Source organism: Streptomyces roseicoloratus, from assembly GCF_004117935.1.
Taxonomy (GTDB): Bacteria; Actinomycetota; Actinomycetes; order Streptomycetales; family Streptomycetaceae; genus Streptomyces; species Streptomyces roseicoloratus.
Map to the genome: position 1 here is coordinate 1 of NZ_SDOY01000082.1, position 18,577 is coordinate 18,577.

14 protein-coding genes are annotated in these 18,577 nt (G+C 72.0%); 7 read left to right on the forward strand and 7 right to left on the reverse strand.

Features of this window, described 5'->3' with window-relative positions; all coding sequences use genetic code 11:
- Positions 1-41: 41 nt before the first annotated feature.
- The gene (secA, locus tag ESG85_RS07075; RefSeq protein WP_128977174.1) at positions 42-2,852 is read right to left on the reverse strand and encodes a preprotein translocase subunit SecA; all 2,811 of its coding nucleotides are present in this window, start codon (positions 2,850-2,852) and stop codon (positions 42-44) included.
- A gap of 274 nt (positions 2,853-3,126) precedes the next feature.
- Here secA and ESG85_RS07080 point away from each other — a divergent pair, with 274 nt between their 5' ends.
- Positions 3,127-3,711 (forward strand): GNAT family N-acetyltransferase, encoded by a 585-nt coding sequence (locus ESG85_RS07080; protein ID WP_128977175.1) that lies wholly within the window; start codon positions 3,127-3,129, stop codon positions 3,709-3,711.
- 111 nt (positions 3,712-3,822) lie between these two features.
- Positions 3,823-4,986, forward strand: a complete 1,164-nt coding sequence (locus ESG85_RS07085) for a winged helix-turn-helix domain-containing protein (RefSeq protein WP_128977176.1) — start codon at positions 3,823-3,825, stop codon at positions 4,984-4,986.
- 169 nt (positions 4,987-5,155) lie between these two features.
- Here the strand turns inward: ESG85_RS07085 and ESG85_RS07090 are convergent, their stop codons facing one another.
- From ESG85_RS07090 to mtrA, 6 genes are all read right to left on the reverse strand, one after another.
- On the reverse strand, positions 5,156-5,911 hold the full coding sequence (locus tag ESG85_RS07090; protein WP_128977177.1) for a response regulator: 756 nt from the start codon (positions 5,909-5,911) through the stop codon (positions 5,156-5,158).
- A 227-nt stretch (positions 5,912-6,138) separates the two neighbouring features.
- Positions 6,139-6,819 carry a ribosome hibernation-promoting factor, HPF/YfiA family gene (gene hpf / locus ESG85_RS07095; RefSeq protein ID WP_128977178.1) on the reverse strand — a complete coding sequence of 227 codons (681 nt, stop codon included), beginning with the start codon at positions 6,817-6,819 and terminating at the stop codon, positions 6,139-6,141.
- A gap of 293 nt (positions 6,820-7,112) precedes the next feature.
- Positions 7,113-7,973 carry a ComF family protein gene (locus ESG85_RS07100; RefSeq protein ID WP_128977179.1) on the reverse strand — a complete coding sequence of 287 codons (861 nt, stop codon included), beginning with the start codon at positions 7,971-7,973 and terminating at the stop codon, positions 7,113-7,115.
- Between the two features lie 99 nt (positions 7,974-8,072).
- Positions 8,073-9,947 carry an LpqB family beta-propeller domain-containing protein gene (locus tag ESG85_RS07105; protein ID WP_374050312.1) on the reverse strand — a complete coding sequence of 625 codons (1,875 nt, stop codon included), beginning with the start codon at positions 9,945-9,947 and terminating at the stop codon, positions 8,073-8,075.
- Positions 9,937-12,009, reverse strand: coding sequence for an MtrAB system histidine kinase MtrB (mtrB, locus tag ESG85_RS07110; protein ID WP_128977180.1), 2,073 nt, complete (start codon positions 12,007-12,009; stop codon positions 9,937-9,939). The genes ESG85_RS07105 and mtrB overlap by 11 nt, the downstream gene beginning before the upstream one ends.
- Before the next feature lies 1 nt (position 12,010).
- A complete protein-coding gene (mtrA, locus tag ESG85_RS07115; RefSeq protein ID WP_030250475.1) occupies positions 12,011-12,688 on the reverse strand; it encodes a two-component system response regulator MtrA in 678 nt (225 codons plus the stop codon).
- Between the two features lie 395 nt (positions 12,689-13,083).
- Here mtrA and ESG85_RS07120 point away from each other — a divergent pair, with 395 nt between their 5' ends.
- From ESG85_RS07120 to ESG85_RS07140, 5 genes are read left to right on the forward strand one after another with little or no spacing between them, the layout of a single operon-like run.
- The gene (locus ESG85_RS07120) at positions 13,084-14,292 is read left to right on the forward strand and encodes a hypothetical protein (RefSeq protein ID WP_128977181.1); all 1,209 of its coding nucleotides are present in this window, start codon (positions 13,084-13,086) and stop codon (positions 14,290-14,292) included.
- A 4-nt stretch (positions 14,293-14,296) separates the two neighbouring features.
- Positions 14,297-14,971 carry a DUF4129 domain-containing protein gene (locus ESG85_RS07125; protein WP_128977182.1) on the forward strand — a complete coding sequence of 225 codons (675 nt, stop codon included), beginning with the start codon at positions 14,297-14,299 and terminating at the stop codon, positions 14,969-14,971.
- On the forward strand, positions 14,968-16,164 hold the full coding sequence (locus tag ESG85_RS07130; RefSeq protein WP_128977183.1) for a DUF4350 domain-containing protein: 1,197 nt from the start codon (positions 14,968-14,970) through the stop codon (positions 16,162-16,164). Before ESG85_RS07125 ends, ESG85_RS07130 begins: the two co-directional genes overlap by 4 nt.
- Complete coding sequence (locus ESG85_RS07135; RefSeq protein ID WP_128977184.1) at positions 16,161-17,144, forward strand: AAA family ATPase; 984 nt, start codon at positions 16,161-16,163, stop codon at positions 17,142-17,144. The genes ESG85_RS07130 and ESG85_RS07135 overlap by 4 nt, the downstream gene beginning before the upstream one ends.
- A gap of 12 nt (positions 17,145-17,156) precedes the next feature.
- Positions 17,157-18,452, forward strand: a complete 1,296-nt coding sequence (locus tag ESG85_RS07140; protein WP_128977185.1) for a DUF58 domain-containing protein — start codon at positions 17,157-17,159, stop codon at positions 18,450-18,452.
- Positions 18,453-18,577 lie beyond the last annotated feature (125 nt).

Below are 18,577 nucleotides of genomic sequence, written 5' to 3' on the forward strand. Positions count from 1 at the left end.
GGGGCGGCCTCTTTCCGACGCACGCTCGCGCGTGCCTCGCGTTACTTCTTGCGGCGGCGGCCGCCCGCGTTCTTCTGGGCCTTGCGGCGCTCCGCGCGGGTCATGCCGTCGCCCGCGTCAGCCGCGCCCTCGGAGACGAAGTCGCCCTCGACGACCGAGCCGTCACCGTCGACCTTCGGCGCGGAGAAGTGCAGCCGGTCCGGACGCTGCGGGGCGTCGAGGCCCTTCGCGCGGATCTCCGGGCGGCCGTTCGCGCCCGCCGGGACGGCGTCCTTCTGCAGGGACGGCGCCGCGTCCTGCACCGGGACCTCCTCGACCTGCTGCTCGACCTGGACCTCCAGGTTGAACAGGTAGCCGACGGACTCCTCCTTGATGCCCTCCATCATCGCGGTGAACATGTCGAAGCCCTCGCGCTGGTACTCGACCAGCGGGTCCTTCTGCGCCATCGCGCGCAGGCCGATGCCCTCCTGGAGGTAGTCCATCTCGTAGAGGTGCTCGCGCCACTTGCGGTCGAGGACCGACAGGACCACGCGCCGCTCCAGCTCGCGCATGATGTCCGAGCCGAGCTGCTTCTCGCGCGCGTCGTACTGCTCGTGGATGTCGTCCTTGATGGACTCGGCGATGAACTCGGCGGTGATGCCCGCGCGGTCGCCCGCCGCGTCCTCCAGGTCCTCCACGGTGACCTTCACCGGGTAGAGCTGCTTGAAGGCGCTCCACAGCCGGTCCAGGTCCCACTCCTCCGCGAAGCCCTCGGCGGTCTCCTGGCGGATGTAGTCGTCGATCGTGTCGTCCATGAAGTGGCGGATCTGCTCGTACAGGTCCTCGCCCTCCAGGACGCGGCGGCGCTCCCCGTAGATGACCTCACGCTGCCGGTTGAGGACCTCGTCGTACTTCAGGACGTTCTTGCGCGTCTCGAAGTTCTGGCTCTCGACCTGACCCTGCGCGGAGGCGATGGCGCGGGTGACCATCTTGTTCTCGATCGGCACGTCGTCCGGCACGTTCGCCATCGCCATCACGCGCTCGACCATCGCCGCCTTGAACAGGCGCATCAGGTCGTCGCCGAGCGACAGGTAGAAGCGGGACTCACCGGGGTCGCCCTGACGGCCGGAACGGCCGCGGAGCTGGTTGTCGATACGGCGCGACTCGTGGCGCTCGGTGCCCAGGACGTACAGTCCGCCGAGCTCCTTGACCTCCTCGAACTCCGCCTTCACGGCCTTCTCGGCACGCTCCAGGGCGGCCGGCAGCGCCGCGGCCCACTCCTCGACGTGCTCGACCGGGTCGAGGCCCGACTGGCGGAGCTCCGCCTCGGCGAGGTCGTCGGGGTTGCCGCCGAGCTTGATGTCCGTACCACGGCCGGCCATGTTCGTGGCGACCGTCACGGCGCCCTTGCGGCCCGCCTGCGCGACGATCGCGGCCTCGCGCTCGTGGTGCTTGGCGTTGAGCACCTCGTGCGGGATGCCCCGCTTGCTGAGCTGCTGCGACAGGTACTCGGACTTCTCGACCGAGGTGGTGCCGACGAGGACCGGCTGGCCCTTCTCGTACTTCTCCGCGATGTCGTCGACGACGGCGGCGAACTTGGCGACCTCGGTCCGGTAGATCAGGTCCGGCTGGTCCTTGCGCTGCATGGGCTTGTTCGTCGGGATCGGGACGACGCCCAGCTTGTAGATCTGGTGGAACTCGGCCGCCTCGGTCATGGCCGTACCGGTCATGCCGGAGAGCTTGTCGTAGAGGCGGAAGAAGTTCTGGAGGGTGATCGTGGCGAGCGTCTGGTTCTCGTCCTTGATCGGCACGCCCTCCTTGGCCTCGATGGCCTGGTGCATGCCCTCGTTGTAGCGGCGGCCGGCGAGGATACGGCCGGTGTGCTCGTCGACGATCATGACCTCGCCGTCGATGACGACGTAGTCCTTGTCGCGCTTGAAGAGCTCCTTGGCCTTGATGGCGTTGTTCAGGTAACCGACGAGCGGCGTGTTGACCGACTCGTACAGGTTGTCGATGCCCAGCCAGTCCTCGACCTTGGCGACGCCGGACTCGTGGATGCCGACGGTGCGCTTCTTCTCGTCGACCTCGTAGTCGCCGGTCTCTTCGATGCCCTTGAGCGGGTTGCCGGGCTCGCCCTTGGTGAGGCGGGTCACGAGCTTCGCGAAGTCGCCGTACCACTTGGTGGCCTGGTCGGCCGGGCCGGAGATGATCAGCGGCGTACGGGCCTCGTCGACGAGGATGGAGTCGACCTCGTCGACGCACGCGAAGTTGTGGCCGCGCTGGACGAGCTCGTCCTGGGACCACGCCATGTTGTCGCGCAGGTAGTCGAAGCCGAACTCGTTGTTCGTGCCGTACGTGATGTCGCAGGCGTACTGCTCGCGGCGCTGGGCCGGGGTCATGTTGGCGAGGATGCAGCCAACGGTCAGACCGAGGAAGCGGTGGACCCGGCCCATCATCTCGGAGTCGCGCTCGGCCAGGTAGTCGTTCACCGTGATCAGGTGCACGCCCTTGCCGGACAGCGCGTTCAGGTACGCCGGGAGCGTGCCGACGAGGGTCTTGCCCTCACCGGTCTTCATCTCGGCGACGTAACCGAGGTGGAGCGCGGCGCCACCCATGAGCTGCACGTCGTAGTGGCGCTGGCCGAGGACGCGCTTGGCGGCCTCGCGGACCGTGGCGAACGCCTCGGGCAGCAGGTCGTCGAGGCTCTCACCGTCCGCGTACCGCTGCTTGTACTCGTCGGTGAGCGCCCGCAACTCGGCGTCGGAGAGGTTGACGAAATCCTCTTCGATGGAGTTGACCTGGTCCGCGATGCGGTGCAGTTTGCGCAGGATCTTGCCTTCGCCTGCACGCATGAGCTTGTTGAAGACGGACACTGAGGCTGGTCTCCTTGCCGGTCGGGCCTGGCACTGGGTCTTGTCATGACTCGGGCGCGGGCACGGCAGGTGGTCCCCACCGCAACGGCCATCGTAAGCGAGACCGCCCTCGGGGAGGGAGGCCCGCAGTGCCGGAGCGGTGCGGCCGCGGCGCCGAGGGCCCCGCCGCCGCCCGTGACACCTCGCTCAAGGGAGAACGCTCGAGGACGCCCGAAGGTGCCGCCCCGCCCGAAAAGTGTTCGCATCGGTCCGGGCGGGTCACCAGAATTCCGTCATGGAGCCCATCACTCTCACCACCGACCGACTGCGCCTGCGCCCGTTCGTCCCGGAGGACGTGGACGCCGTGACGGCCGCCTGCCAGGACCCCGGCATCCAGCGCTGGACCCAGGTCCCGTCCCCGTACACCCGCGCGGACGCCGACTTCTTCGTGAACCGCCTCGTCCCGGACGGCTGGCGCCAGGACGGGGAGTACACCTTCGCCGTCGAGCCGCTGGACGGCGGCCCGCTGCTGGCCGCCACCGGCCTGCACGCCAGGGGCCCGGGCGTCCGCGAGGTCGGTTTCTGGCTGATCAAGGAGCACCGCGGCCACGGCTACATGACCGAGGTCGTCACCGCCCTCGCCCGCTGGGCCTTCACCTCGCTCGACGTCCACCGGCTGGTGTGGCGCGCGGAGGTCGGCAACGGGCCGTCGCGGGCGGTCGCCGAGCGGGCCGGTTTCGTCATGGAGGGCGTCGAGCGGGCCGGCCTGGCCAACAAGGGCACGGTCCGCGACGCCTGGGTGGCCTCCCTCCTCCCGTCCGACCTGGGCTTCCCGTCGCCCCTGCCCTACCTCCCGGCGCAGGCGGGCGCGCAGGCCTGAGAGCGGGGCCCGGGCGGGGCCCGGGCCGGGGCGGGAGCCCCTCGGCGCGGGTCCGGGGAGGCTGTCCGAATCCCCCGCGCGCTGTCAGCGCCGCCGTCTAGGGTCGGGATCATGACGACCGCCTCGCGCCCCGCAGCCGAACTGTCCGCCGACGAAGCCCGCCGGATCGCCCTGCGGGCCCAGGGATTCCTCGGCGCGCCCGACCGGCGGGCCGGTGTCCGGGGGGTGCTGCGCCACCTCGGCCAGGTCCAGCTGGACACCATCTCGGTGCTCGCCCGCTCGCACGAGCTGATCCCGTACGCGCGCCTCGGCGCGGTGGGTCGCCGCACCGTCGAGGAGGCGTACTGGACGGATGGTCACGCCTTCGAGTACTGGTCGCACGCCGCCTGCATCCTGCCCGTCGAGGAGTGGCCGCACTTCGCCTTCCGCCGCCGCGCCTACCGGAACCGCCCGCACTGGTCCCACAAGCTGGCGGACGGCGCGTACGAGGCGGTGATCGCCCAGCTCAGGGCCGAGGGCCCGCAGACCGCGACCGAGCTCGGCGGCGCCAAGAACAAGGGCGAGTGGTGGGACTGGTCGGATTCGAAGATCGCCGTCGAGCGGGCGTTGATGTACGGCGAGGTCGTGGTCACCGAGCGGCGCGGCTGGAAGCGGGTGTACGACCTCGCCGAGCGCGCGATCCCGGACGCGCTCCTGCACGACGACCTGGACGACACGGAGTGTCTGCGCCGGCTGGTGCGGCAGGCGGGCGAGGCCCTCGGCGTCGGCACCCGCGCGGACATCGCGGACTACCACCGGATCAAGGGCGAGGCCTTCGACGCGGTGGTGGCGGACTCGGGTCTGGTGCCGGTGACGGTGGCGGGCTGGGGGAAGCCGGCCTGGGCCGATCCCGCGGCGCTCGCCACCGAGCCGCGCGGCCGGCACCGTACGACGCTGCTCTCGCCGTTCGACTCGCTGATCTGGGAGCGGCCCCGCACCGAGCGCATCTTCGGCTTCACGCACCGCCTGGAGGCGTACGTGCCGAAGCCGAAGCGGGTGTACGGGTACTTCGCGATGCCCGTCCTGGCGGGCGGGCGCCTCGTGGGCCGGATCGACCCGGCGCGGGACGGCCGGACGCTGGTCGCCCGGCAGGTCACGCTGGACGGGCCCAAGGCGGTGCCCGCGGTGGCCCAGGCGCTGCGCGAGGCCGCGGAGTGGGTGGGCTGCGACGCGGTGGCCGTGGAACGGGTCGACGCCCCGGAGCTGGCCCCCGATCTGGTGAAGGCCCTGGGCTAGCCCCGGGGGGCGGACGTCCGGGGCCCGGGCGTCCGGGCATCCGGGCGCGTGCGGCCGGGCAGCCCGGCCGCAGGGCCCTGCCACGCGGGGCGGCCAGCGAAGCTCGGTCCGCGAGGTTCGGCCCACGGGGGGTCCCCGCGGGGGAGGGGCCTCGGCCCGCGGGGCTCGGTCAGCGGATCTCGAGGATCTTCTCCCGCATCGCGTAGACCACGGCCTCCATCCGGGAGTGCAACTGCAGCTTCTCCAGGATGTTGCGCACGTGGTTCTTCACGGTGTTCTCGGAGATGAACAGCTCCTTGGCGATGTCCCGGTTGTTCATCCCGGTCGCGACGAGCTTGAGGACCTCCAGCTCGCGGTCGGTGAGCCGGGGCGCGGGCACCAGCCTGCGCTCGTCGGTGCGCTGGATCATCGACTTGAACTCGGTGAGCAGCTTCGACGCCATCGACGGGCTGATCTGCGACTGGCCGTCGGCGACGGCACGGATCGCGGTGGCGACCTCGTCGGTGGAGATCTCCTTGAGGAGGTAGCCCGTCGCACCCGCCTTGATCGCGTCGTAGAGGTCCGCCTCCTCGTCGCTGATCGTCAGCATGATGATCTTCGCGCTGGGGGCGACCTCCTTGATGGAGGTGCAGGCCTCGATTCCGCCCCGCTTGGGCATCCGAACGTCCATCAGGACGATGTCGGGCAGGAGATCGGCCGCTTTGTCGACGGCTTCGGCACCGTCACCGGCCTCGCCGACGACCTGGATGTCCTCTTCCTGGGCGAGGACGATCTCCAGACCGCGACGGAAAAGGGCGTGATCGTCCACGACAAGGACCCGGATCGGCTCGTCCCTTGACGCACCGTTGGCCGAATCCATTCCCTCCGGGTTCATCGTGCTGTCGAGCCCTCGCCCGCTGTGCACCGGCCCGAAGCCGTCCGCCATCGTTCCTCCCCCTGAAGGCCGTGGCCTGAAGTCGTGTACGGGTTTCCCTTTGGATCCCAACCACTGCTCGGGGAGCACCGGTTGGCGTGCACGTCATGATTTCATGCCCCGGCGCGGAAGCGGTGATCCTGTGGTGGCACACGGGCGCACAGGGGTGCCCCTGGGAGCGCGCGGGGCGCTCCAGGGGCACCGTGTCTTGGTCTTCGGCCGGGGCACGGCCCGGGGCATCAGCCGCCGAGTGCGCCGCCCGCGCCGCCGCCTTGGGCGAGCGGGTCGCTCTCGAGGTGGATGACGCCGTAGTCGTACGCGTGCCGCCGGTAGACGACGCTCGGCTGCTTGGTGTCGGAGTCGATGAAGAGATAGAAGTCGTGCCCGACCAGCTCCATCTCGTAGAGCGCCTGGTCGAGGCTCATGGGGGCGGCCGTGTGGGTCTTCTCCCGGACCACCAGCGGTCCTTCGCCCTGGACCTCGATCGTGCCCATCATCGTGGTGGGGACGTTCTCGGTCTCGTCGGCGACCAGCTGGCCACTGCCGTTGAGCTGGGCGGCGCCGTGCACCACGTCACCGACCTCGGCCGCCGACAGCCTGCCGGCCCCGCGGCGGGTGAACCGCTTGTCGTGCTGCTTGCGCAGTCGCGCCTCGAGCTTGCCGTGGGCGAGGTCCAGCGCTGCGTACGGGTCGCCTGCCGCCGCCTCCGCCCGGATCACCGGACCTCGGGAATGGACGGTGATCTCCACGCGGTCGGACCGGTCGGCCTGCCGCGGGTTGGTCTCCTTGGACACCTCGACGTCGAGGCTGATCACCTTGCCGTCGAGCTTCTGGATCTTCTCCAGATTCAGCTTCTCGGCCACGTGCTTCCGGAACCGCTCGGGCACCTCGGTCTTGCGGCCCTTGACGACGATGTCCACGCAGAACTCCGTTCCCGGATGGCTCGACCCGGCTCCTTGGCCGGCGAGCTTCTCCCTTTGCACCAGACTCCGGCGATTACCGGAGCCTCGGACTTGGCGACCTGACCTCCTCCTCCCCAGCCAACAAGCTCCCCACCCCACCAACCCGAGGTTAATTCGCCCTGAACTCCTGTCCTGTAGGCGCACCCGTGCATTCGGTGAGGCGTGGCATTCGCCATTCCTCACAACCGAACATAGCTCGTTCGGACGGGTGTCGGCACCCGCTGGGGCCAGTTACCTCCGTTCGGGTGCTTTCACCTCTCACCACCTGCAACGATGCAACTTCCCGGAGAGTTCCTGTTTATTTCGAACGAGGACGGAGAAGATGCGATCACCGCTGCCGTCGGCTGTTCGAAAAGCCCTTCCGTCACAGCTCCCTTCGGAGCGCCCGTAAATCCGGTAAACGTGAACGGACGGTGTCCGGCGCCCGCGCCGGAAGCCTCCGTCCTGCCCTCCGCCGTGACCGCTCGCGCGGCTTCCGCGAGCGACGCGCCGGTGGTCATGAGGTCGTCCACGAGCACCACACGGCCACCCGCCCGCACGGCCTCGCCCAGCAGCCGGCGCCCGCCCGCGGTCATCTCCAGGGCCCCCGCCAGGTTGGCGAGCCGTTCCCGCGCGCCCAGACCCGACTGGTCCGCCACGCTCCGGCGCTGCCGCAGCACCGGAAGGACCCGCGCTGTCCGGCCCGTACGCCGCAGCCGCCCGGCCGCCGCCAGCGCGATCCGCCGCGTCGGATCATGGCCACGGGCCCGTACGGAGCACCGCGACGACGGCACCGGTACGAGGAGCAGGGCACCGCCCCGGATCGCGTCCAGGCCCCCTGCGGCAGCCGTCACGGCCCCGGCCAGCGCCACGCCCAGGGGCTTGGCGAGCGGCAGCGCGCCGCGCTCCTTGTGGGCGAGGAGCAGCGCCCGTACCCCGCCCTCGTACGGCGCCGCCGCGTACACCTCGGGCAGCCCCGGAGGCTCGGGCGACGGCCGCACGCGCCGCGGCCCGGCCCCCGCCCCGGTCAGTTCGTCCTCGCACGACGGGCACAGCGCCGTACGCGGTCTCCCGCAGCCACCGCAGGAGACCGGCAGCACCAGCCCGGCGACCTCTCGCCACCACCCCCGCATGGCTCCACTGTCCTCCACCGGAGCCCCTCCGGCCACCCCTGTGGACAACGCCCGGCGGCACCCTGTGGACAAGCCACGGGCGCCGCGGGCCTCCGGGTCTCAGCCCGGGTAGACCGGCGAGCCGCCCGCCTTGACGACGGGCTGCCAGTTCGCGCCCGGTCCGAGCCTCACGATGCCGTCGCTGCCGGAGTCCGCGACCACCGGGGCCTGCTCGCCGTACGGCGCTGCCACCGCGTCGACACCGTTCAGACCCGGCAGCACCGACGTGGCCGACGTCGAGCCGTCCGTCTGCACGTACCGCACCTGCTGCACGCCGCCGGCCTCCGTGCCGACCACGACGAGCCGGCTCGGGCCCGCCCACGACACGGCGGTGACGGACTCCAGGCGCGGTGCCGCGTCCTCCAGGTCCGTGACGGCGACGGTCTGCCGGCCCTCGGCGAAGGTGCGCTCGATCCGCCCGATCTGCAGGGTGGTGCGGTCGTCCTTGGTGACGAGCAGGGCGATGCGCACGCCGTCCGCGGAGACCCGCAGCGACTCGACGCGCGCGCCGTCCCGCAGCCACGGCGTGCCGACCTCGATCCGCTCGCCCTGGCCGCCCGGCACCATCCACAGGCGCGGCTTCGCCCTGTTGCGGTCGGCCACCCACAGGTCGCCGCGGCCGTCCCAGCTCGGCGCGGACAGCCGGTCCTCGGGCCTGAGCCCCGCGCTGGTCACGACCGGCGCCGGCAGCTCCTCGTCGGTCGTGAGCGAACCGACCCGCAGCTCCCGTCCTTCCTGAAGGACCGCCGCCGCGTGGCTCTCCTCGCGGTCCACCGCGACGGACCCCAGGGCGACCACGCCCTTCCCGAAGGGCCCGGGCACCGCGACAGGCCTGTCGGGCTGCCGTCCGTCGACCGACAGCGACATCAGCTTGCCGTCGTCGTCGACGAAGTACGGGTTCTCGACCCGGCCCGGGTTGCGCACCGGCGAGAACTCGTCGCGTGCCTGCCCCTTGCCGAGCAGGCACAGCCGCTGGCCGTTGCTGCCCTGGATCTCGACCTGCTCGACCCGCACCGACGTCAGGTCGCCGAGCGTGAACAGCAGCTGCGCCGCCATGCCCTTGCAGGCCGGCGTGCTCACGAGGTCGGCCTTGCGGTTGAGCGGCACCTTCAGCGTCGACTGGTCGTCCGTCACGAGCGTGGTGACGCCCTCGCGCAGTTCCGTCCCGGTCGGGAAGCGCGAGTCGACCGCGGGCTCCAGCCAGCCCGTCGGGCCCTCCAGGAGCGCCTTGACGGTCTGCGTCACCGGGTCCATGCGGGTCACCGGGTCCTGCCGCTGCCGGATGTAGACGGGGTCGGCGACCACCCAGTTCTCGCCGGAGGCGAAGTAGTACTTGTTGACCGAGCGGTAGTTGCGCAGGAAGTCCGCCTCACCGAGCACCAGGCCCTTCGGCAGGCTGTCGATGCGCCATTCCTTGCCCTTGCCGTCCGCCGAGGGCTGCTGGACCACGTGGATCGACTGGTGGTAGTCGGCGGGCGTCTTCGGCTGGTACGCGCGGCTCGCGTCGACCGTCGCGATCTGCCGCCCGGACAGCGGGAAGGTCCGTCCCTTGCTCTCCGGATCGGCCATGCGGACGGCCTGGTCGCGGCCGGGCGCGTTGGTGAGCACCGTGATGCTCTCCTCCGGCTTCCAGTTCCGCGCGGCGTCCCGCGTCAGGTACTTGCGTGCCGTGGCGAACCCGGGGTCGTCACTCGTCATGGCCTCGAGGAAGCCGTCGACGATCTCGTCCGGGTCGGCGTTCTCCCGCGGCGCCACCGCGTACACGCGCACCTGCGAGTCACCGGGGTTGGACGCCTTCACGATCTGAACGTCACCGCTGTCGGGCATGCTCGCGCAGCCGGCCACCAGCAGCGAACCGCACGCCGCGAGCAGCACGCCGCGCACCGGCCTTCCCCGCCCCAGGGTCTCCCGCTTCCCTCGAAGGTCAGCGCCCACCAGTCCCGTCCTCCCGCTCGGCGCGCGTCGACGCCATCGCCTCACCACCGTCGCCGTCTCCGGCGGCTCCGGTACTCCCCGCCTGATCCGACGGGCGGGCCACCACGCGCGCGCCACTGCCCGGCAGGGCCGTCGGATCCGCCGTGGCCCGCGGGACCGACGGCATCCGCGGCGGTACGGGCAGGGCCTGGCGGCCACCGGCCGGCGGCTGCGCCGGCACCGCCGACAGGCGTGCCCCGGCACCCGTGCCGCCGCCGGCGGCGGAGCCCGTACCGGCGGCCGTGCCCCGGCCCGGTCCGCCCGCCGGGCCGGCCGCCGCCTGCTCCCGGTTGCGCCGCGAGTCCTCCGGCTCCAGCGGGATCGGGGAGCCGCGCAGCGGCTCGTCCGCCGTGCGCGGCAGGGTCAGCCGGAACTGCGAGCCACCGCCCGCCTCGCCCCAGGCCTGGAGCCAGCCGCCGTGCAGCCGCGCGTCCTCCACCGCGATGGACAGGCCGAGGCCCGTACCGCCGGTGGTACGCGCGCGTGCCGGGTCGGCACGCCAGAACCGGTTGAACACCCGGGTCGCCTCGCCCGGCTTCAGGCCCACGCCGTAGTCGCGCACGGCGACGGCGACGGCTCCGCCCGCGGCGGCCAGCTTCACGATGACGTCCCGGCCCTCGCCGTGCTCGACGGCGTTCACGACCAGGTTCCGCAGCACCCGCTCGACCCGGCGGGCGTCCGCCTCGGCCACCACCGGCTGCTCGTCGCCGACGACGACGACCCGGCTGCCCTTGCGCTCGGCCAGCGGCTCCGCGCCGCTGATCACCCGCTGCACCACCTCGCGCAGGTCTATCGGCGCGGCCTCCAGGGCGGCGGCGCCGGCGTCGAACCGGCTGATCTCCAGCAGGTCGGACAGCAACGACTCGAAGCGGTCGAGCTGGTCGCCCAGGAGCTCGGCGGAGCGCGCCGTCACCGGGTCGAAGTCGGCACGCGCGTCATGGATGACGTCGGCCGCCATCCGCACGGTCGTCAGCGGGGTGCGCAACTCGTGCGAGACGTCGGAGACGAACCGCCGCTGCATCCGCGACAGCTCCTCGAGCTGCTGGATCTTCAGCTGGAGGTTCTGCGCCATCTTGTTGAAGGCCTCGCCGAGGCGCGCGATGTCGTCCTCGCCGGTGACCTTCATCCGCTCCTGCAGCTTGCCGACGGACAGCCGCTCGGCGATCCCCGCGGCCATCCGCACCGGCGTGAGGACCTGGCGCACCATGAGCCAGGTGATGGCGCCCAGCAGCACCAGGAGGAACAGTCCCGCCGTCGCCAGGGTGGTCTTGACCAGGGCGAGGGAGTCCTCCTCCTGCGTCAGCGGAAAGAGGTAGTACAGCTCGTACGGGGTGCCGTCGGCGTCGTTGAGCCGCTTGCCGATCACCAGGCCCGCCTCGGACGGCTTGCCGTTGGTGTACTGGATGCGCGCGAACTTCTGGTACGTGTTGGTGCCCTGCGCGACGTTGTGCCGCAGGTCCGCGGGGATGCTGGTGGTCGGGTCGACCTCGCCGGACGCGCGGGCGCCGCGGCTGGCCGTGTTGCCGGTCTCCAGCGACAGCGCGACCACGTTGTAGGCGCTCTGGCCGCCGCTGGCGAGCTGCTCGACCAGCGTCGAGCGCCAGTTCACCGACGCGCCGGTCCGGCCCCGGTCCTGCTCGCCCGGCACGGACGGCGTGGTCGCCGCCCGGTCCTGGGCGGCGGAGAACCCGCCGGCCGCCTGACTCTGCGCGGCCTTCTCCTTGGCGTCGAGCAGCCCGTTGCGCACCTGGCCGATGACGACCAGGCCGAGCAGCAGCACGACGCCGAGGGACATCAGGAGGGTGCCGGCGACCACCCGCACCTGCAGATTGCGCCGCCACAGCCGTACGGCGGGCAGCAGCGGACGGCGCACCCAGCGCACGACCAGCCGGAAGACGGGCCCGCCCGGGGTCCCGTCCTGAAGCAGACGGCCGAAACGCGAGCCCCCCCGTCCCGGTCCGGCAGCCCGCCCCGTACGGGCCCGCGAGTCCCCGGGCATCGGAGCAGTACTGCCTGTGCTCATGTCAGCTCGGCCCCGCCTTGTACCCGACACCGCGGACGGTGACCACGATCTCCGGGCGCTCGGGGTCCTTCTCGACCTTGGAGCGCAGCCGCTGGACATGGACGTTCACCAGACGGGTGTCCGCCGCGTGCCGGTAGCCCCAGACCTGCTCCAGGAGCACCTCACGCGTGAACACCTGCCACGGCTTGCGGGCGAGCGCGACGAGCAGGTCGAACTCCAGCGGCGTCAGGGCGATGGACTGCCCGTCCCGCTTCACGGAGTGACCGGCAACGTCGATGACCAGGTCGCCGATGGCGAGCTGCTCGGGCGCCGGCTCCTCCGACCTCCGCAGCCGCGCCCGGATACGGGCGACGAGTTCCTTCGGCTTGAACGGCTTCACGATGTAGTCGTCGGCGCCGGACTCCAGGCCCACGACGACGTCGACGGTGTCGCTCTTGGCCGTGAGCATGACGATCGGCACACCGGACTCGGCGCGGATGAGCCGGCACACCTCGATGCCGTCCCGACCGGGCAGCATCAGATCGAGCAGCACCAGGTCCGGCTTGGCCTCCCGGAACGCCGCGAGCGCCTTGTCGCCGTCAGAGACGAACGACGGCTCGAACCCTTCACCTCGCAGCACGATCCCGAGCATCTCGGCCAGTGCGGTGTCGTCATCGACGACAAGAACGCGTCCCTTCATATCGACATCATCCCATTTCCGTATCAGTCTCAAGGCGGCTGGTGAGATACCTCACTGACCTGCGGTGACGTCCGTGATTGCCCACCGTTGTCCGCCGGTGCCTGTGGGTGTTGATGCCAGACATGGATGTCACCCCCGTGACCCCCGTGGTCGCCGAGAACCGTACCCCGAGCCCCCGCCCTCGGCCTATGGGAAGACTGGCCGAATCCGACTCCTCCGTGACCCGCGCCGATCCTCCTGTGCGAGGAAGGGGTGCCGGAAACCCCGGGCCCGACCGCCGGCGGGGCTCGCGTGGCACGATGGCTCCCGGTCCGACGCCCTGACGGGCGTACGGGCGCAGAGACCGAGCCGGTTCGGCGATCCGGCCCCGCGACCATTCCTCGAGGTGGACGACCGTGAACGACACTCCGGGCTGGGCCTCGCCCGGATCTGCCCCCTCCGACGGCCACGACGGCGCCGGCGTCCCCCGGCCCGCCTCGCCCGGCGACGCGACCGGACCCGCCCCGCAGTGGTCCCGGGACCAGCCGCCCGCCGGGCAGTGGCAGCCGCCGACCGGCGCCGGACACGACGTCCCGCCGCCGCCCCCGGCGCCCGCACACGGCGCCCCCGGCCCGGGCATGCCCCCGCACGGCCACTGGGGCCCGCCGCCGGCCGCCAAACCCGGCGTGATCGCGCTGCGCCCGCTGACCCTGGGCGACATCCTCGACGGTGCCGTGACGACCATGCGCCGCTACTGGCAGACCGTCCTCGCCATCACCATCACCGTCGCCGTCGTCGCGCAGGTCGCGGAGATCCTCGCCCAGCGCTATCTCGTCCCCGCCCCCGTGCCGGTCAACCCGGACGCCAGCCCGGCCGAGCAGCTCTCGCAGAGCCTCGAGTCCCTGAAGACCAGCCTCATCAGCATGGGCCCGGCCTACGTCATCCTGATCGCCGCCGGGGTCTTCACCTCCGCGCTGCTCACCGTCGTCGTCAGCCGCGCCGTCCTCGGCCGCCCCGTCACGCTCGGCGAGGCCTGGCGGGAGGCCCGCCCTCGGCTGCTCCAGCTGCTCGGCATGACCCTGCTGATCCTGCTCGGCACCGTCGTCGTCATGACCGTCGGACTCCTGCCGGGCATGCTCCTCGGCGGCGGCGCCGGAGGCTTCCTCGCGTTCATCGGCGGCACCTGCGCCTTCGGCGCCGTCATCTGGCTGACGATCACTCTGGCCCTCGCCTCTCCCGCCCTCATGCTGGAGCGCCAGGGCATCGTCAAGGCGCTGAAGCGCTCGGCCAAGCTGGTGCAGGGCGCCTGGTGGCGCATCTTCGGCATCATGATCCTCACCCAGCTGCTGGTCTTCCTCTTCACGATGATCGTCGGCATCCCCTTCCTCATCCTCGGGATCGCCGTCTCCGGCGACGGCCTCAGCGGCTTCCTGGACGGCACCGTCGCCGAGACCAGCTGGCCCTTCCTGATCGTCTCCGGCATCGGCGGCGTCATCACCGGCGCCCTCACCTACCCGCTGACCGCAGGCGTCACCGCCCTCCTCTACGTCGACCAGCGCATCCGGCGCGAGGCCCTCGACCTCGAACTCGCCCGCGCAGCCGGACTCCCCGGCTACGGAGGCTGATGGCGTGACGGTCACGGGGGGCACGACCGGAGACGTACCAGCGGACGTTCCGCGCGTCCCCGCCCGGGAGGCGGCGGAGCGCGAACTGTCCAAACCGATGTACCACGAGAACGACCCCAGTCTTCTCCAGCGCGGTCTCGACCGTTTCTGGGACTGGGTCGGCGGCCTCTTCGACAGCGTCTCCGGAGCGACGCCCGGCGGCGCCGTCGGTGTCGTCGCCGTCGCCGTCGTCGTGCTCGCCCTGATCGCCGCCCTCTGGTGGCGCCTCGGCACCCCCCGTCGCCCACCCGCCGCCGCCGGCGGCGACTCGCTCTTCGACGACGGTCCCCGCACCGCCGCCGAACACCGCGCCGCCGCCGCCCGCCACGCCTCGGCCGGCCAGTGGAACCAGGCCGTCCAGGAACGCATGCGCGCCATCGTCCGCTCCCTCGAGGAACGCACCCTCCTCGACCCGCGCCCCGGGCGCACCGCCGACGAGGCCGCCGCCGAAGCGGGCCGCTCGCTGCCCGTGCACGCCGACGAACTGCGCTCGGCGGCCCGCGCCTTCGACGACGTCACATACGGCGGCCGCAGCGCCGACGAACCCGGATACCGCCGCATCGAACAGCTGGACGGCGCTCTGGAGCGCACCAGACCGACGCTCACCACCACCGCCGGCTTCTCGGAGGCGCCCCGATGAGCCGACCGGCCACGACCGGCACCTCCACCTCGCTCACGCCCCGCCGGCTGTGGACCCGTGCCCGCGGCGCCCTCCTGGTGCTCGCCCTGCTCCTGATCGGCGGACTCGTCCTCGCGACGATGCGTTCCGGCGGCCACCACGGCCGCCTCGACCCCCGCTCCGCCGACCCCTACGGCAGCCGCGCCGTCGCCGAACTCCTCAGGGCCCAGGGCGTGACCGTCGACGTCGCCGAGACCCTCACCGAGGCGACCGCCGCCACCGGCGCCGACACCACCCTGCTCGTCGCCACCCCCGACCTGCTCACGCCGGAGCAACAGGCCACTCTGCGCGGGGAGATGACCCGCTCGGCAGGACGCACCGTCCTCCTCGGCCCCGGCCCCGCCTCCCTCGACGCTCTCGCCCCCGGAACGAGCACGGCCCTGAGCGCCACCGTCGCCCCGCTCGATCCCGGCTGCTCCCTGCCCGCAGCGATCCGCGCGGGACGCGTCGACCTCGGCGGCGAGCGCTATGTCACCGGCACGACCGCCGCCGAATCCTGCTACCTGTCCGACGGCCTCCCGACCCTCGTCCGCCTCCCCGGCGACGACAGGGCCGACACGATCCTCCTCGGCTCCCCCGAGCTCCTCTCCAACAAGCGCCTCGCTCACGAGGGCAACGCGTCCCTCGCGCTCCAGCTCCTCGGCTCCCGACCGCATCTCGTCTGGTACCTCCCCTCGCTCACCGACGTACCCGCAGCCTCCGAGGACTCTCAGGACCCCGAAGCCACCTTCCTCGAACTGATTCCATCCGGCTGGCTGTGGGGCACCCTCCAGCTCGCCGTCGCGGCCGTCCTCGCCGCCGTCTGGCGCGGCCGCCGCCTCGGCGCCCTCGTGCCCGAACGGCTGCCCGTCGCCATCCGCGCCTCCGAGACCACCGAGGGCCGCGCCCGCCTCTACCGCAAGACCGACGCCCGCGACCGCGCGGCCACCGTCCTGCGCACCGCCACCCGCGACCGGCTGGCCCGGCTCCTCGGCGTTCCCGCCAAGGACGCCCACTCCCCCGATCTGCTCCTCTCCGCACTCGCCGCCCGGCTCCCCACGGCCGCCGCGGTCCACCGGAACCTCCTCTTCGGCCCGGCTCCCGCCGATGACGCCGCCCTCGTCCGCCTCGCGGACCAACTCGACGCCCTCGAAAGAGAGGTACGCACCTCATGAGCGCCCCGACCCCCGAGACCATGACGAGCTCGGACAGCGCCCGCGCCTCCCTGGAGGACCTGCGCACCGAGATCGGGAAGGCCGTGGTCGGCCAGGACCCCGCCGTCACCGGTCTCGTCGTCGCCCTGCTGTGCAAGGGCCACGTCCTGCTCGAAGGAGTCCCCGGCGTCGCGAAGACCCTCCTGGTGCGCGCTCTCGCCTCCGCACTCGAACTCGACACCAAGCGCGTCCAGTTCACCCCCGATCTGATGCCGAGCGACATCACCGGCTCGCTCGTCTACGACGCCCGGACCGCGGAGTTCTCCTTCCAGCCCGGCCCCGTCTTCACCAACCTGCTGCTCGCGGACGAGATCAACCGCACTCCCCCGAAGACCCAGTCCTCCCTCCTGGAAGCCATGGAGGAACGTCAGGTCACCGTCGACGGAACACCCCGCCCTCTGCCCGAGCCGTTCCTCGTCGCCGCGACGCAGAACCCCGTCGAGTACGAAGGCACCTATCCGCTGCCCGAGGCCCAACTCGACCGCTTCCTGCTGAAGCTGACGGTCCCGCTGCCCTCACGCGAGGACGAGATCAGCGTCCTCACCCGGCACGCCCAGGGCTTCGACCCGCGCGACCTGAAGGCCGCCGGCGTCCGCCCCGTCGCCGGCCCCGCCGACCTGGAGGCCGCCCGCGAAGCGGTCACCAAGGTCTCGGTGTCCGCCGAGATCGCCGGCTATGTCGTCGATATCTGCCGTGCCACGCGTGAATCCCCCTCGCTCACTCTCGGCGTCTCCCCCCGAGGAGCCACCGCCCTGCTCTCCACCGCCCGCGCCTGGGCCTGGCTCACCGGCCGGGACTACGTCACCCCGGACGATGTGAAGGCCCTGGCCCTGCCGACCCTGCGCCATCGCGTCCAACTGCGGCCCGAGGCCGAGATGGAGGGAGTCACTTCGGACTCCGTTCTCACCTCGATCCTCGCCCACGTCCCCGTACCCCGCTGAGAACGGCGCCCCATGGCCCTCACCGGACGAACCGCCCTGCTCGCCGCCATCGGGTCGCTCCCCGTGGGCATCCTCGCTCCCAGCTGGACCGGGATGCTCGCGGTGAACGCTCCGCTCACTCTCGCAATTCTGTGCGACTACGCGATGGCCGCGCCAGTGCGAACGCTCCAGTTCACCCGAAGTGGTGATACATCCGTTCGACTGGGTGACGGCGCCGAAGTCCAGCTCACGGTCACCAACCCGTCCCGTCGCCGTCTCCGCGCCCGCCTCCGCGACGCCTGGCCCCCGAGCAGCGCCCAGAACCCCGGCCACGAGCGACTGACGGTCCCGGCCGGCGAACGCCGCCGCATCACCACGACCCTCCGGCCCACCCGCCGCGGCGACCGTCGCGCCGAGCGCGTCACGGTCCGCTCCTACGGCCCCCTCGGCCTCGCCGCCCGCCAGGGCGACCACCGGGTTCCCTGGACCGTACGCGTCCTGCCGCCGTTCACCAGCCGCAAGCACCTGCCCTCACGACTGGCCCGCCTGCGAGAACTCGACGGCCGCACCAGCGTCCTCACCCGCGGTGAGGGCACCGAGTTCGACAGCCTCCGCGAGTACGTCCCCGGCGACGACACCCGCTCCATCGACTGGCGGGCCACCGCCCGGCAGACCACGGTCGCCGTCCGCACCTGGCGCCCCGAACGCGACCGCCACATCCTCGTCGTCCTCGACACCGGCCGCACCTCCGCGGGCCGCGTCGGCGACGTCCCTCGTCTCGACGCCGCGATGGACGCCGCACTCCTCCTCACCGCCCTGGCCTCCCGCGCCGGCGACCGCGTCGACCTCCTGGCCCACGACCGCCGCCTCCGCGCCCAGGTCCAGGGCCGCTCGGCAGGCGACGTCCTGCCGGCCGTGGTCGACGCCCTGGCCGGCCTCGAACCGGAGCTCGTCGAGACGGACGCCCGCGGCCTCGCCGCCACCGCCCTGGCCCGCGCCCCGCGCCGCTCCCTCATCGTCCTGCTCACCAGCCTCGACGCGGCGCCGGTGGAGGAAGGCCTGCTCCCGGTCCTCCCTCAGCTCACCCAGCGCCACACCGTCGTCGTCGCCTCGCCTTCCGACCCGTACGTGGCCGAGATGGCGGGCAGGCGCGGCACGATCGAGAACGTCTACGAGGCCGCCGCCGCGACCCAGGCCCGGAACCAGCGCGCCCGCACGGCGGAACAGCTCCAGCGTCACGGCGTCACCGTCGTCGACGCCACTCCCGACGAGCTGGCCCCGGCACTGGCGGACGCGTACCTCACCCTGAAGGCCGCCGGCAAGCTCTGATCGAGAGCCGCCCTTCCGACGGCCTTGGCCGCGGAAAGGGTCGGTGAACGCAGAAAAGCCCCGCACCATAAGGTGCGGGGCTTTCCCACAATGATTGTTCGGCGGCGTCCTACTCTCCCACAGGG